Below are 14136 nucleotides of genomic sequence, written 5' to 3' on the forward strand. Positions count from 1 at the left end.
CGGCTACTCCTTCAGGTCGAGCATCGGCGTCGGCCGGCGGAAGCCGCGCGTCACGATCGCGAGGATGACGACGCCGAGCGCGAGCCAGGACAGGCCGATGATGAAGGTGCGGCCCGAGAGGCTCGTCCACAGCCACACCGTGAGCGCGAAGCCGATGAGCGGCAGCACGAGGTTGTTCAGCACGCCGAGGCCGGTGCGCTCCTTGCCGTCCAGGAAGTAGTGCTTCACGACCGAGAGGTTCACCACCGAGAAGGCGATGAGCGCGCCGAAGCTGATCATCTCGCTGAGCAGCGTCAGGTCGAACACGAGCGCGAGCAGCGAGATGGCCGAGACGATCAGGATCGCGACGACGGGCGTGCCGAATCGCTTGTTCAGGTGGCCGAACACCCGGCGCGGCAGCACGCCGTCGCGCCCCATCGCGAAGAGGATGCGCGCGACCGAGGCCTGCGAGGTCAGCGCCGATCCGGTCGCACCGGCGACGTAGCCCGCGATGAACAGCGTCGACAGCCACTGGCCGCCCGCGGCGCTCACGACGTCGACGCCCGCGGCGTCCACCGAGGTGAAGTCGTTCGAGGGGAACACGAGCTGCGCCACGTAGGAGAGCAGCACGAACACGAGGCCCGCGCTGATCGTCGTGATCATGATGGCCCGGGGCACGGTGCGCTTCGAGTCCTTCGCCTCCTCCGCGAGCGTCGACACCGAGTCGAAGCCGAGGAACGAGAGGCACAGGATGGCGGCTCCCGCGAACAGCGCGCCGAAGCCGTCGACGGTGCCGTCGCCCTGGAACGGCAGCAGCGGGTCGACCCCGTTGCCGGCCGCAGTCGAGAAGCCGAGCGCGACGAACACGACGATGAAGATCGTCTGCACGGCGATGATCACGAAGTTCGCCCGGTTCACCGAGACGATGCCGACGACGTTCAGGATCGTCACGAGCGCGATCGCGGCGACGACGAACACCCAGGCGGGGATGCCGGGGAACGACGCCGAGAGGTAGATGCCGAGCACCAGGTAGTTGATCATCGGCAGGAACAGGTAGTCGAGCAGCAGCGCCCAGCCGGAGAGGAAGCCGACCGCGCCGCCGAAGCTCCGCTGCGTGTACACGTACGCCGAGCCGGCGTACGGGTAGGCGACCGACATCCTGGCGTAGGAGCGCGCCGTGAAGACCATCGCGACGAGCGTGATCAGGTAGGCGACGGGCACCCGGCCGCCGGTGACCTGCGTGACGATCCCGTACGTCGTGAACACGGTGAGCGGCACCATGTAGACGAGCCCGAAGAGCACGAGCGAGGGCACGCCGAGCACGCGCTTGAAGCGGCCCTCCGTGACTTGCGCGGTGGCGGTGGTCGCCGAGATCAGGGGATCGTGGGGCGAAGCCTGGGACATGGCCGGGTTTCCTTTCGTGGTGCGGCGCTACGCTGCGCCGCGGTATCGGGGGCTTCCTGCGAGGTAGGTGGAGCGGATGGCGAGGGCGGGCAGCTCGGCCGGGGCGAGCTGCCGGGGGTCGGCGGCGAGCACGACGAAGTCGGCGCTCGCGCCGGGCTCGATGCGCCCCCACGGGGCGGCGGCGCGGTCGGCGAAGCCCTGGTGGGCCACGGAGGCCGAGTAGGCGTCGAAGGCGATCGCCGGGTCGAGGATCTCGGCGGGCGTCCAGCCGCCGGCGGGCACGCCGTCGGCGGTCTGCCGCGACACCGCGATCGCGAGGCCGTCGAGCGGGGCGCCGGAGCTGACCGGCCAGTCGGAGCCGAAGGACAGCGCCGCGCCGGATGCCTCGAGCGAGGCCATGCGGTACTGGCGGTCGGCGCGCTCCTGGCCGAGCCGGGGCACGGTGAGCACGGTCATCAGCCCGTCGAGCTGCGCCCAGAGCGGCTGCATGCAGGCGATGACGCCGAGTTCGGCGAAGCGGTCGAGGTCGGCGTCGTCGACGAGCTGGGCGTGGGCGATGACGGGGCGGCGGTCGCGCGGGCCGTTCGCGGCGATGGCGCCCTCGATGGCGTCGAGCGCCTGGCGCACGGCGGCGTCGCCGATCGCGTGGATGTGCACCTGGAAGCCGGCCGCGTCGACCGCGCGCACGGCCTCGGCGAGGGACTCGCCCTCCCAGACCGACATGCCGTGCTTGTGCAGCGCGGAGCAGTACGGCTCCAGCAGCGCGCCCGTCTCGGACTCGATGACGCCGTCGGCGAAGAACTTCACGGTGTGCGCGGTCAGCATGGGCGAGCCGAGCGCCTGCACCCGCTCGCGCGAGTCGAGCATGGTCGGCAGCTGCGCGGGGAACCGCCGCGGATCGGCGTACAGGGCGAGGTTGAAGCGGACGGGGAGGATGCCCCGCTCCGCCGCCTCGAGGTAGCTGTCGACGTCGCCGGGCTCGACCCAGGCATCCTGCACCCAGGTGACCCCGCGGGCGAGGTAGTACTCGCCGGCCCGCACGAGCGCGCGCATGCGCTGCTCGGCCGGCCGCACCGGGGCGGCGTCGAAGACGAGGTCGACGGCGCCCCACTCGCGGAGGGTGCCGAGCGGGCTGCCGTCGGCGCGGCGGGTGATCTCGCCGAGCACGGGGTCGGGCGTCGAGGCGTCGATGCCCGCGAGCTCGAGCGCCCGGGAGTTCACCCAGACGGTGTGGTAGTCGTAGGCGCGCAGCACGACCGGGCGGTCGGGCACGGCGGCGTCGAGCCAGCGGGCGTCGAAGAGGCCCTCCTCGACGAGGCTCGGGTCGTAGGAGGCGCCGAAGATCCACTCCTCCTCGGGGTGCGCCGCGGCGTACTCGGCCACGGCGGCGACGATGTCTTCGACGGAGGTGCAGCCGCGCACGGCGGGCCCCTCGGCCTCGAGGCCGCCGAACAGCGGGTGGGCGTGGCCGTCGCCGAAGGAGGGCATCAGGAACCCGCCGTCGAGCTCGACGCGTTCGACCCGCTCCGCGCCCTCGGCCGCGGCATCCGCCGCCTCGTCGAGCGCGACGATCACGCCGTCGTCGACGAGGAGGGAGCGCGCCGCGGGCTCGCCCGCGCCGCGCCAGATCGTTCCGCCGGAGAAGTGGATCGCCGTCATGCACCGTTGCTTTCACTCGGACGAACAGCGTTCATACGAACACTGTTCGTGTAGGTGTAGAGAGGCTACACTCTCGGCAGGGCTCAGGGAAGAGGGGGATGCCGGGATGCCGACCGTCAACCGCGAGCAGCTCGTCCTCGCCGCCCTCGCGATCGTCGACGAGCAGGGCAGCGAGGCGCTCACGATGCGCTCCCTCGCCACGAGGGTGCACCGGCAGGTCTCCTCGCTCTACAACCACGTCGGCAGCCGCGACGAGCTGATCGAGCTCGTGCGCGCGCACATCGTCGTAGGCATCGACACCAGCCCCTTCGCCGACGAGCCCTGGGACATCGCGCTCGAAGCGTGGGCGCGCTCCTACCTGCGGGTCTTCGCCGCCCACCCGAACCTCATCCGCATCCTCGCGACGACCCCGATCCGGGACATCTCGACGTTCGAGATCTACGACGTCGTGATCGGCGCCCTGATCGAGGCCGGCTGGCCGATGCACGACGCGGTCGCCGTCATGCGCACCGTCGAGGCGCACGTGCTCGGCTCCGCGCTCGACCTCGTGGCGCCGAGCGACATGCTCGACCAGTCCTCGGTGCCGGCGGAGCTCGCCCGGGTGCACGCCGCGCTCGACCCCGAGTACGAGGAGTCGACGAGCGCCGCCGCAGCCTTCGAGCTCGGCATCCGGGCCCTCCTCGACGGCCTCCGCGCGCGCCGCGCCACGGTCGCCCCTGCCTGAACCGCTCCCGAGTTGCCCGACTTTCATGAAAGTCGGGCAACTCTGGTGCTGTTGTGCCCCGTTTGCGAACGATTCCGCAACGACCCGCAGGATTCGCGCGCGACCGGACGACGGTGCGCAAGAGTCCCGCGTACACTCGCGTTCCATGGACAACCTGGACCGAGCGATCCTCGATCTTCTGCGGCAGAACGCCCGTGCCGGCTACGGCGACATCGGCTCCTCCGTGGGGCTCTCCGCCTCGGCGGTGAAGCGGCGCGTCGACAAGCTCGTCGCCGAGGGCGTCATCCGCTCCTTCACGATCCAGGTCGACCCGACCGTTGACGGCATGTCCACCGAGGCCTACGTCGAGCTGTTCTGCCGCGGCACGGTCGCCCCCGAGGAGCTGAAGCGCATCCTCCAGGAGGTGCCCGAGGTCGTCTACGCGGGGACCGTCACCGGCTCCGCCGACGCGATCGTGCAGATCCGCGCGCGCGACATCGCCTCCCTCGAGGACGCGCTCGAACGGGTGCGCATCGCCCCGAACGTCGACCACACCCGCAGCGCGATCGTGCTCTCGCGCCTCGTGAACCGGGTGCGGGACTGAGCGGGCCCCCGATGTCGAAGCCCGGCGCCGGCCTGTCGCTCACGATCGACCCGGATGCGGCGACCGCCCCGTTCGAGCAGCTGCGCGCCGCCGTCGTCGACGCGGTGCAGTCCGGGCGGCTCACCCCCGGCGACCGGCTGCCGACCGTGCGCGCCCTCGCCGAACAGCTCGGCCTCGCCACGAATACGGTCGCGAAAGCGTACCGCGCCCTCGAGGGCGACGGCGTGATCGAGACCAGGGGCCGCAACGGCACCGTCATCGCCGAGCATGGCGACGCCGGGCGCCGGGCCCTGCAGCGCGCCGCCGCCGACTTCGCGGCCCTCGCCCGCCGCGTCGGCGTCGACGCCGCCGAGGCGCGCGAGATCGTCGACGCCGCCCTGCACGACTGAGCCGGGGCGGGCCGGGCGCGGCCCGCCGAGGCATCCCGCGCCGGCGCGCTCAGCCCGCCGCGAGCGCCAGCGCGAGGGTCGCAGCGGCGACGGTGAGCGGCGCGACGAGCAGCCCGAGCGCGACGTAGCGCCACCACGAGATCTCGACGCCCATCGCCACGAGCCGTTGGTGCCAGAGCAGCGTCGCGAGCGACGCCCACGGCGTGACGATCGCGCCCGCGTTCACCCCGATGAGCAGGGCGGCGGTGCGCAGCGGCGACGCGGCGAACGGCTCGAGCGCGAGGAACGCGGGCAGGTTGTCGATCGCGTTCGCGGAGAGGGCGGACGCCCCGGCGAGGCGCAGCAGCTCGAGCGGCCCCTCCCCGGTGCCGGCGAGCGCGCCGAGCACGGCCGTCGCGCCGAGCTCGTGCGCCGCCTGCATCGCGAGGAAGAGCCCGCACACGAACACGAGGAGCGACCACGGCACGAGCCCGGGCCGCAGCACCCGGCGTCGGCGCACGGCGAACACGACGACGAGCACGAGCGCCGCTCCGCTCGCCGGCACCCACACCGGGAGGCCCGAGACGAGCAGCGGCACGAGCGCGACGAGCACGCCGACGGCGGTCCAGAACAGCGGGCGGTCGCCGATCGCGGCGGGCTCGTCGGGGACGAAGCGGGCCGCGAGCTCCCGCCGCCGCACGAGCAGCACGATGACCGCGGGCACCACGACGGCGACGAGCGCCGGCGCGGCCATCAGCGCGGCGAACTCGAGCGGGTGCAGCGCGAGCCGCTCGGCCGCGAGCAGATTCGTCAGATTCGAGACGGGTAGCAGCAGCGAGGCCGTGTTCGCGAGCCACACGGTCGTCAGCGCGAACGGGATCGGCGGCAGCCGCACGTGCGCCGCGAGCGAGACCACCACCGGCGTGAGCAGCACGGCCGTCGTGTCGAGCGAGAGGAAGACGGTCGACGCCGTCGCGAGCACCACGACGAGCAGCCACAGCAGGATGGCCCGCCCGCCCGCCATCCGCGCCAGCCGCTCCGCGAGCGCCCGGAAGACGCCGGCCTCCGCCGCGAGCTCGGCGACCACCGTCATCGCGACGACGAAGCCGAGGATGGGCGCGGAGCGCTCCGCGAGCGCGGCGACCGCGTCGAGCGGCAGCACGCCGCTCGCCACCGCGACGAGGCCGAGCGCGGTGAGCACGGCTCCGACGATCGCGATGCGCACCAGGCGAGGGTAGTCGATCCGCGGCCGCGTCGAGCGCCCCCGGGCGCCGCCGCGCTGCGCCGCTACTCGCTCGTGGGCATCGCCTGCTTCGGGAGCTTGCGTACCTTCGCCCGGCGGCGACGGCGCTCGGGGATCATCGAGCGCATCTCCTCGAGCTTGCCGAAGCAGAGCAGCCGGTCGCCCGACTCGAGCAGCACGCCCTTGCGCGGGTTCGGGATGACGTTCGCGCCGCGGTGCAGGGTGAGCACCGTGATGTCGCGCTCCCAGAGGCCGGACTCCCCGAGCGTCTTGCCGACGAGGTCGGCGTTCGTGTGCACGAGGAGCTCCGCGACGCCGTACCCGGTCGAGACGGTGAGCCGCTGGCGCACATCGATCTCGGGGAATGCGACCTGGTTCGCGATGTAGTCGATGATCGCGCCGGCGACGTCGAGGTTGGTGGCGGCCTCGATGCCCTGCAGGCCCGGCGAGGAGTTGACCTCCATGACGAGGGGCCCGTGCTCGCCCTCGAGCATGTCGACGCCGGCGACCTTGAGGCCCATGATCTGCGCCGAGCGCACGGCCGCCTGCTCGTACTCGGGGGTGAGCTCGACGGATTCGACGGTGCCGCCGCGGTGCACGTTCGAGCGGAACTCGTCGCCGTTCGCGACACGGCGCATGGCCGCGACGACGCGGTCGCCGACGACGAGGGCGCGGATGTCGCGGCCGCGGCTCTCGGCGATGAACTTCTGGATGAGCACGTTCTGCTTCGTCGAGTGCAGCGTCTCGATGATCGCCTCGGCGACCTTCACCTGCGGGGCGAGGATGACGCCGATGCCCTGCGTGCCCTCGAGCAGCTTGATGACGACGGGCGCCCCGCCGACGCGCTCGATCGCCGGACGCACGTCGGCGCGGTTGCGCACGAAGGCGGTCGGCGGCAGGGCGATGTTGTGCCGGGACAGGATCTGGTTCGCGCGCAGCTTGTCGCGGGCGTTCGAGATGCCGTTCGCGGTGTTCGGCGTGTACACGTCCATCTGCTCGAACTGCCGCACCACGGCGGTGCCGAAGTACGTGATCGAGTTGCCGATGCGGGGCAGGATCGCGTCGTAGTCGCTCAGCTGCCGGCCGCGGAACTGCAGGTCGGGCTCTGGTCCCGCGAGGTCGATCGCGAAGCGCAGCGTATTCAGGACCTTGACCTGATGACCGCGCTGCTGAGCTGCGGCCCGGAGGCGCTGGGTCGAGTACGCGTGCGGCGCGCGCGAGAGGATCGCGAGTTTCATGCTGGGTGCCCTGCCAAGATGGACGAGTGAAGTCGAGTTCCCATTCAAGCACCATCGCCGGATGGCGCGAATGGGCGAGCCTCCCCGGGCTCGGGGTGGCCTGGATCAAGGTGAAGCTCGACACCGGCGCCCGCAGCTCCGCGCTGCACGCCTTCGATCTCGAGGAGTTCGAGCGCGACGGCGAGCCGTGGGTGCGCTTCGGCGTGCGGCCCTGGCAGGGCTCCGACGAGGACGACGTCCGGGTCGAGCTGCCGGTGCACGACCGGCGCCTCGTGCGCAGCTCCTCCGGCCACACCGCCGAGCGCATCGTGGTGCTGCTCGACGTCGTGCTGCTCGGCCGCACGGTGACCGCCGAGGTCACGCTCACGAACCGCGACGAGATGGGCTTCCGCATGCTCGTCGGCCGCGAGGCGCTGCGGCAGGGCTTCGTCGTCGACTCCGGCCGTTCCTTCGTCGGCGGCCGCGCGCCGAAGCACGCGCGCCGCCGCAACCGCGGCCGGGCCTGACCCCTCGCTCCAGGGTTGCCCGACTTTCATGAAAGTCGGGCAACCCTGACCCGCCCGTCGCCTAGATCACGCCCTGCGACAGGGTCGTCGGGTTGCCGAAGCGGTGGTTCGTGATCGAGATCGCCTGCTCGTGCAGGAACGGCAGCAGCTCCACCCGGCCCGAGGGCGTCACGGGGTGCGCCCACACCGCGACATCCGGCGCGCCGCCGAGCGCGTGCGCGAGCGCCGAGGCGTCCCCGCCGACGAGCCGCACCCGGCTCGCACCGAGCGCCTTCGCGCCGCGCTTCGCCACTCGGGCGAGCCAGGCGGCGTCGCCCTCGCGGGTGATCCGCACCTCGCGGGCGGCGAGCACGGTGCGCACGCCCTTCGGCAGCTCGAGCGCGGTCGAGACCTCGAAGCGCGACTTCGTGAGCAGGCCGGCGACGACGACCCGGAGGCCCTCGGCGAGATCCGCGTCGTCCGAGATGCGCACGGTGACGGGCAGCGGGCGGTAGCGGAAGACGTTCCGCTCGACGCCGAGCTGCGAGGCGTCGCGGGCGACCCCGTACTCCTCGGCCCAGGCGACGGCGTCGCTCAGCGCGGAGCGGCGCAGCACGTCGAAGGACTCGTAGTCGAGCGCCGACTGGGACGCCTCGATGACCTCCGTGACACGCTTGTCGAGGCCGCGCAGGTGCAGCGTCGAGGACTGGCGGCCGTGCTCGGCCTCCCAGCTGCCGAGCCCGAACAGGTAGTTCGGCCCGCCGGCCTTGGCGCCGGCGCCGACGGCGGAGCGCTTCCAGCCGCCGAACGGCTGGCGCTGCACGATCGCACCGGTGATGCCGCGGTTCACGTAGAGGTTGCCCGCCTCGACCTGGTCGAACCAGCTCGCGAGCTCCTCCGAGTCGAGCGAGTGGAGACCCGCAGTGAGGCCGTAGTCGACGGCGTTCTGGAAGCGGATGGCCTCGTCGAGGTCCTTCGCGTGCATGATGCCGAGCACCGGGCCGAAGAACTCGGTGAGGTGGAAGTAGGAGCCCGGCTGCACCCCGGTCTTGATGCCCGGGGACCAGAGCCGCCCGCTGTCGTCGAGCTGCTTCGGCTCGACGAGCCACTCCTCGCCGATGCCGAGCTGGGTGAGGGCGTGCAGCAGCTTGCCCTGCGCCGGCTCGATGATCGGCCCGATCTGGGTGCGGGCGTCGGCGGGGTAACCGACCCGCATCGAGCGGGCGGCGTCGACGAGCTGACGGCGGAAGCGCTCCGACTTCGCGACCGAGCCGACCAGGATGACGAGCGAGGCCGCCGAGCACTTCTGGCCGGCGTGCCCGAAGGCGCTCTTCACGACGTCGGACGCAGCGAGGTCGAGGTCGGCCGAGGGCGTGACGATGATCGCGTTCTTGCCGCTCGTCTCGGCGAGCAGCGGCAGGTCGGGGCGGAAGGAGCGGAACAGCTCGGCCGTCTCGTACGCGCCGGTCAGGATGACGCGGTCGACGTTCGGGCTGGAGACGAGCTGGGTGCCGAGTTCCCGCTCGCCGACGTCGACGAGGGCGAGGAGCTCCTTCGGGATGCCGGCCTCCCACAGCGCCTCGACCATGACGGCGCCGGAGCGCTGCGCGAGCTTCGCCGGCTTGATCACGACGCCGGAGCCCGCGGCGAGCGCGGCGAGCACGCCGCCGGCGGGGATGGCGACGGGGAAGTTCCACGGCGGGGTGACGACCGTGAGCTTCGAGGGCACGAAGACGGCGCCCTGTACGTGGTCGAGCTCGCGGGCGCGCTCGGCGTAGTAGTGGGCGAAGTCGATCGCCTCGCTGATCTCGGGGTCGGCCTCGGCGATGGTCTTGCCCGCCTCGGCGGCCATGACCTCGATGAGACGGTCGCGGTTCGCGGCGAGCGCCAGGCCCGCCCGGTGCAGCACGGCGGCGCGCTCGGCGCCGGACTTGCGGCCCCAGGCCTCGCCCGCGGCGGCGACGCCGGCCATGAGCTCGGCGAGCGCGTCGGCGTCGTCGATGCGAGCGGCGCGGATCGTGTCGCGGCCGAGTTCGGAGCCGGGGACGCGCTCGAGGATGCGCCGGCCCCACTCCCGGTTGGCGGCGAGCGCGGGGTCGGTGTCGGGCTCGTTGCGGAAGCCAGGGGTCAGGCCCGGGCCATGGTCCGCTGAGCTCGTCGAAGCGGAGCCCGTCGAATGGTCCGCTGAGCCCGTCGAAGCGCCCGTCGAAGCGCCGCCGCTCGACCCTCGGCTGATCCCCAGCACGACGTTGGTGAGCCCCTCCTCGGCGTGCTCGCTGCCGGGCGCGGGGGCGTCGAGCCGGGCGAAGGCGGCTTCGAGCGCATCGCCCGCCCACTCGGTGCGGCGGTTCTGCGTGCGGTTCGGCTGCGGGGCCTCCGCCACGACGGGCTCGAGGGCGGCGAGGGAGCGCTCGTAGCGGGCGCGCTCGCGGTCGAAGAGCCCGCGATCGTCGGCGAGCTCGAACACGGCCGACATGAAGTTCTCCTGGCTCGCGTTCTCCTCGAGCCGGCGGATCAGGTACGCGATCGCGACGTCGAACTCGGCCGGGTTCACGACGGGCGTGTAGAGCAGCAACTGGCCGACGTCGCCACGGACGGCGTCGGCCTGCCCGGTCGCCATGCCGAGCAGCATCTCGAACTCGACGCCGGCCTCGACGCCTCGCGCCTTGGCGGTGAGCCAGGCGTGGGCGACGTCGAAGAGGTTGTGCCCGGCGACGCCGAGCCGGACGGCGTCGATCCGCTCGGGGGTCATCGACCAGTCGAGCACCCGCTTGTAGTTGGTGTCGGAGTCCTGCTTGCTCGAGTAGGTCGCGACGGGCCAGTCGTGGATCGCGGCATCCACCTGCTCCATGGCGAGGTTCGCGCCCTTGACGACGCGCACCTTGATCGGGGCGCCGCCATCTGCGCGCCGGGTCTTCGCCCAGGCCTGCAGCTCCTGCATGGCGCGGAGCGCGTCGGGCAGGTAGGTCTGCAGCACGATGCCGGCCTCGAGCTGCTGCAGCTGCGGCTGGTCGAGCAGCGCGGTGAAGACCGCGATGGTGAGGTCGAGGTCCCGGTACTCCTCCATGTCGAGGTTGATGAACTTCGACTTGCCCTCGGCGGTGCGCTGCGCCGCGAGCTCGTAGAGCGGGGTGAGCTTGTCGACGACCTTGGCGACGGCCTCGTCGAAGGACCACATGGAGAGCTGGCTGACGACGGACGAGACCTTGATCGAGACGTAGTCGACGTCGTCGCGGGCGAGGAACTCGTAGGTGCCGGAGAGCCGGCGGTCGGCCTCCTGCTCGCCGAGCACGGCCTCGCCGAGGAGGTTGAGGTTGAGCCGGTTGCCGCCCTCGCGGAGCTTCGCGATGGCGGGGCCGAGCTTCGCCGGGGTGGCGTCGAGCACGAGGTGGCCGACCATGGCGCGGAGCACGCGACGGGCGATCGGGATGACGACCCAGGGCAGCATCGGGGCGAAGACGCCGCCCACGCGGATGGCCGCCTTCAGGTACCAGGGCAGGAACTTCGGCGTGAGCTTCGCGACCTGCTCGAGGTTGCGGCCGGCGACGCCGAGGTCCTCCGGGCGCATGACGCCGTCGACGAAGCCGACGGTGAAGGCGAGGCCGTTCGGGTCCTTCAGCACGCCCGCGAGCCGCTCGGCGGCGGGGTCGACGGGGTGCGCTGCGCTCTCGGCGAGCCAGCGGCGAACGAGGGAGACGACGTCGTCGGTGCGCGGGCTGCCGGTGGCTGCGCTGAGGTTCGTCATGGTCACGACAGTACTGTCCTTCACTGGAAGCGGGGCCGGGGGAACGCCGGGCATCGACTCAAGTGTGCGGCCGGCCGTTCATTCGGTACAGCGAATGATTCCGATGGATACTGTTCATGATTTCCGAATGATCGTGAGCGCCTTCTCGACTTGCCCGACTTTCATGAAAGTCGGGCAAGTCGAGGCAGTGGAACAGAGAGGAGGGATGCCGCCATGCTCGACGTCCGCCGCCTGCGCCTGCTCGTGGAGCTGAGCCGCCGCGGCACGCTCGCCGCGGTCGCCGAGGCGCTCTCGTACAGCCCGTCCTCGGTGTCGCAGCAGCTCGCGCTGCTCGAGCGCGAGGCCGGCGTGCCCCTGCTCGTGCAGGCGGGCCGCCGGGTGCAGCTCACCCCGCAGGCCCTCGTGCTCGTCGAGCACGGCATCGCGGTGCTCGACCGACTGGAAGAGGCGGAGGCCGAGGTCGCCCGCTCCCTCACCTCGGTCGGCGGCACGGTGCGCGTCGCAGTGTTCCAATCGGCCGCGCACGCCGTCGTGCCGCAGGCGCTGACGATCCTCGCGGCGGAGCACCCGGGGCTCCGCGTCGAGGTCACCGAGCGCGAGCCTGAGGCGGGGCTGTTCGAGGTCGCGGCCCGCGACTTCGACCTCGTCGTCGCCGAGCAGTACCCGGGGCACACGAGGGCGCACCGCCCGGAGCTCGACCGGGTCCCGCTCGTCGCCGACCCCATCCGGCTCGCCCTGCCCGGCGGCGTCGCTCCCGAGGCCGCGACGCTGGCGGGCGCGGCATCCCTGCCCTGGGTTTTGGAGCCGGCCGGCACCGCCTCGCGCGAGTGGGCCGTGCAGCTCTGCCGCGAGGCGGGCTTCGAACCCGATGTGCGCTTCGAGACGGCGGACCTCATCGCGCACATCCGGCTCATCCGGGCCGGCCACGCCGCCGGGCTGCTGCCCGATCTCGTCTGGGCGGGCGAGCCGCCGAGCGTCCGCCTCGCGGAGCTGCCCGGCCGCCCGCAACGCGAGGTGTTCACGGCGACCAGGCACGCGGCGGCCACCCGTCCGGCGGTCGTCGCGTGCCGCGAGGCGCTCGCCCGGGCGGCCCGCGCCGCCGCTCCGGCGCAGCGCCCCGCCGGCTGAGCCGGGAGGCGCCGGGTTCAGCGCTGCGCGTCGAGGAGGCGGGCCAGTCGCTCGGCCATCGCCTCCGGCTCCCAGCTGTGCCACGCGCCGGCGACGCGTTCGGAGGACCCGAACTGCGCCGCGGCCGCGATCTCGTCGGCGGCCTCCGCCATGCCGGGGAACGTCTCCGTGCCGACCACGGCGAGCACCGGCACGGCGAGCCCGCCGAGGTGGGCCGCGAGCCCGTCGGACTCGACGGAGGCGAGCGCCTCGCCGTCGGGGATCCAGCTCAGCACGAGCCCCGGGTAGTCGGGCGAGCGGCGCAGCTCCTCGAGCCACTCCGGCGGCATGCCGACCATGTACGCGGCGACGGCGTCCTCGAGCCGCCCGTCGGCGATGGCCTGCTCGACCACCGCCCACCAGGCGGGCGCGCCGCCCTCGAACTGTCCGAGCGGCGCTTCCCAGAGCGCGAGGCCCGCGAGGCCGGCCACGCGGGGTGCGGCCCGCAGCGCGATGGCGCAGCCCGAGGAGTGCCCGACGAGCACCACGGGCGCGCCCGCCGCCTCGGCGAGCGCGGCGATCGCGTCGAGCTCGCGCTCCAGCGCGATCGGGCCGGATGCCGCGGAGTCGCCGCGTCCGACCCGGTCGTGCACGATCGCCTGGTGCCCGCGCTCGGCGAGCAGGCGCCCGGTCTCGGCGGTCACCGGGTCGTCGGCGCGGGTGGGCCCGGCGCCCTGGATGAAGACGACGGCGGGGGTTCCCGGCTCGCCGTAGCGGTCGAAGGCGACGCGGTCGCCGTTCGCGGTGGTGATGGTTTCCATCGGGGCATCCCCATTTCTGGACTGACGAGTCTTGATTCACTGAGAATATAGACGCACGAGTATGATGTCTGCAAGAGCCTGACCGATCGGAGACGCGGATGCGCCCCAGCTCGCTGCAGAAGCGCGAAGCCGCGCTGCGCGCCGCCGAACGGCAGTTCCTGGCCACCGGCTACGAATCCGTGACCATGGACTCGATCGCCGCCGAGTGCGGCATCGCGAAGCAGACCCTCTACAGCCACTTCGGCAGCAAGCGCGCCCTGTTCCTCGAGCTCGTCACCGCCGAGACCGTGGACACCAGCCGCACCGTGCTGTCGCCGGCGCCGCGCATCGACCCGCACGACGAGCCGCGCACCGCCCTCCGCGAGCTGCTCGTCGGCCAGCTCGAGGCGGTGCTGACGCCGAACATCGTCGGACTGCGGCGCCTCGTCATCGGCGAGCTGCCCCGCTCCCCCGAGCTCGCCGCGGCCCTCTACGAGCACGGGCCGAAGCGAGCGATCGCGAACCTCGCCGGCATCGTCGCCGAGCTGCAGTCCGCCGGGGTGCTGCGCGCCGCCGACCCCGAGCGCGCCGCAGCGCAGCTGAACTGGATGGTCATGGGCGAGCCGCTGAACCGCGCCATGATGCTCGGCGACGCCGCCCTGCCCGACCGTGCCGAGATCGAGGCGCAGGTCGACCTGGCCCTCGAGCTGTTCTTCGAGGGGCTCGCGCCGCACCCCGCCGACGGGTCCGCCGGAGTCCCGCCCGCCTAGCGCCCGGCGGGCGACGGAATCTGCACCCAGA

12 protein-coding genes are annotated in these 14136 nt (G+C 72.6%); 6 read left to right on the top strand and 6 right to left on the bottom strand.

Features of this window, described 5'->3' with window-relative positions:
* Positions 1–3: 3 nt before the first annotated feature.
* Both QSJ60_RS00545 and QSJ60_RS00550 read right to left on the bottom strand, forming a co-directional pair.
* Positions 4–1383: an APC family permease gene (locus QSJ60_RS00545; protein WP_230765484.1), complete on the bottom strand. Its 1380-nt coding sequence runs from the start codon at positions 1381–1383 to the stop codon at positions 4–6.
* A gap of 27 nt (positions 1384–1410) precedes the next feature.
* Positions 1411–3042, bottom strand: a complete 1632-nt coding sequence (locus tag QSJ60_RS00550; RefSeq protein ID WP_285462145.1) for an amidohydrolase — start codon at positions 3040–3042, stop codon at positions 1411–1413.
* A gap of 106 nt (positions 3043–3148) precedes the next feature.
* Here QSJ60_RS00550 and QSJ60_RS00555 point away from each other — a divergent pair, with 106 nt between their 5' ends.
* The 3 genes from QSJ60_RS00555 (at position 3149) to QSJ60_RS00565 (ending at position 4738) form a co-directional block, all read left to right on the top strand.
* Positions 3149–3766 carry a TetR/AcrR family transcriptional regulator C-terminal domain-containing protein gene (locus tag QSJ60_RS00555; protein ID WP_285462146.1) on the top strand — a complete coding sequence of 206 codons (618 nt, stop codon included), beginning with the start codon at positions 3149–3151 and terminating at the stop codon, positions 3764–3766.
* 145 nt (positions 3767–3911) lie between these two features.
* Positions 3912–4349, top strand: a complete 438-nt coding sequence (locus QSJ60_RS00560; RefSeq protein ID WP_189085248.1) for an Lrp/AsnC family transcriptional regulator — start codon at positions 3912–3914, stop codon at positions 4347–4349.
* Positions 4350–4360: 11 nt separating this feature from the next.
* Positions 4361–4738 carry a GntR family transcriptional regulator gene (locus tag QSJ60_RS00565; RefSeq protein ID WP_285462147.1) on the top strand — a complete coding sequence of 126 codons (378 nt, stop codon included), beginning with the start codon at positions 4361–4363 and terminating at the stop codon, positions 4736–4738.
* A gap of 49 nt (positions 4739–4787) precedes the next feature.
* On the opposite strand, the gene QSJ60_RS00570 is transcribed toward QSJ60_RS00565, so the two are convergent.
* Both QSJ60_RS00570 and QSJ60_RS00575 read right to left on the bottom strand, forming a co-directional pair.
* Positions 4788–5942 carry an SLC13 family permease gene (locus QSJ60_RS00570; RefSeq protein ID WP_285462148.1) on the bottom strand — a complete coding sequence of 385 codons (1155 nt, stop codon included), beginning with the start codon at positions 5940–5942 and terminating at the stop codon, positions 4788–4790.
* 62 nt (positions 5943–6004) lie between these two features.
* Positions 6005–7198 carry a RimK family alpha-L-glutamate ligase gene (locus QSJ60_RS00575; RefSeq protein WP_230765474.1) on the bottom strand — a complete coding sequence of 398 codons (1194 nt, stop codon included), beginning with the start codon at positions 7196–7198 and terminating at the stop codon, positions 6005–6007.
* 26 nt (positions 7199–7224) lie between these two features.
* On the opposite strand from QSJ60_RS00575, the gene QSJ60_RS00580 reads away from it, so the two are divergent.
* The gene (locus QSJ60_RS00580; protein WP_189085244.1) at positions 7225–7704 is read left to right on the top strand and encodes an ATP-dependent zinc protease family protein; all 480 of its coding nucleotides are present in this window, start codon (positions 7225–7227) and stop codon (positions 7702–7704) included.
* Between the two features lie 61 nt (positions 7705–7765).
* Here QSJ60_RS00580 and QSJ60_RS00585 read toward each other — a convergent pair whose 3' ends face one another.
* Complete coding sequence (locus QSJ60_RS00585) at positions 7766–11428, bottom strand: proline dehydrogenase family protein (protein WP_285462149.1); 3663 nt, start codon at positions 11426–11428, stop codon at positions 7766–7768.
* 213 nt (positions 11429–11641) lie between these two features.
* Between QSJ60_RS00585 and QSJ60_RS00590 the strand changes: the two genes are divergently transcribed.
* Positions 11642–12556, top strand: coding sequence for a LysR substrate-binding domain-containing protein (locus tag QSJ60_RS00590; RefSeq protein WP_285462150.1), 915 nt, complete (start codon positions 11642–11644; stop codon positions 12554–12556).
* Positions 12557–12573: 17 nt separating this feature from the next.
* Here the strand turns inward: QSJ60_RS00590 and QSJ60_RS00595 are convergent, their stop codons facing one another.
* The gene (locus QSJ60_RS00595) at positions 12574–13356 is read right to left on the bottom strand and encodes an alpha/beta fold hydrolase (protein WP_285462151.1); all 783 of its coding nucleotides are present in this window, start codon (positions 13354–13356) and stop codon (positions 12574–12576) included.
* A gap of 98 nt (positions 13357–13454) precedes the next feature.
* Here QSJ60_RS00595 and QSJ60_RS00600 point away from each other — a divergent pair, with 98 nt between their 5' ends.
* Positions 13455–14105, top strand: coding sequence for a TetR/AcrR family transcriptional regulator (locus QSJ60_RS00600; RefSeq protein ID WP_285462152.1), 651 nt, complete (start codon positions 13455–13457; stop codon positions 14103–14105).
* Positions 14106–14136: the final 31 nt, after the last annotated feature.

The sequence above is a fragment of the Agromyces sp. NBRC 114283 genome, assembly GCF_030268405.1.
GTDB classification, from domain to species: domain Bacteria; phylum Actinomycetota; class Actinomycetes; order Actinomycetales; family Microbacteriaceae; genus Agromyces; species Agromyces mediolanus.

Bases quoted from the DNA above. Each gene is read 5' to 3' on its own strand.
- QSJ60_RS00560 (WP_189085248.1), top strand. From the start codon at position 3,912: ATGGACAACCTGGACCGAGCGATCCTCGATCTTCTGCGGCAGAACGCC.
- QSJ60_RS00585 (WP_285462149.1), bottom strand. From the start codon at position 11,428: ATGACGAACCTCAGCGCAGCCACCGGCAGCCCGCGCACCGACGACGTC.
- QSJ60_RS00565 (WP_285462147.1), top strand. From the start codon at position 4,361: ATGTCGAAGCCCGGCGCCGGCCTGTCGCTCACGATCGACCCGGATGCG.
- QSJ60_RS00550 (WP_285462145.1), bottom strand. From the start codon at position 3,042: ATGACGGCGATCCACTTCTCCGGCGGAACGATCTGGCGCGGCGCGGGC.
- QSJ60_RS00555 (WP_285462146.1), top strand. From the start codon at position 3,149: ATGCCGACCGTCAACCGCGAGCAGCTCGTCCTCGCCGCCCTCGCGATC.
- QSJ60_RS00590 (WP_285462150.1), top strand. From the start codon at position 11,642: ATGCTCGACGTCCGCCGCCTGCGCCTGCTCGTGGAGCTGAGCCGCCGC.
- QSJ60_RS00545 (WP_230765484.1), bottom strand. From the start codon at position 1,383: ATGTCCCAGGCTTCGCCCCACGATCCCCTGATCTCGGCGACCACCGCC.
- QSJ60_RS00575 (WP_230765474.1), bottom strand. From the start codon at position 7,198: ATGAAACTCGCGATCCTCTCGCGCGCGCCGCACGCGTACTCGACCCAG.
- QSJ60_RS00600 (WP_285462152.1), top strand. From the start codon at position 13,455: ATGCGCCCCAGCTCGCTGCAGAAGCGCGAAGCCGCGCTGCGCGCCGCC.
- QSJ60_RS00595 (WP_285462151.1), bottom strand. From the start codon at position 13,356: ATGGAAACCATCACCACCGCGAACGGCGACCGCGTCGCCTTCGACCGC.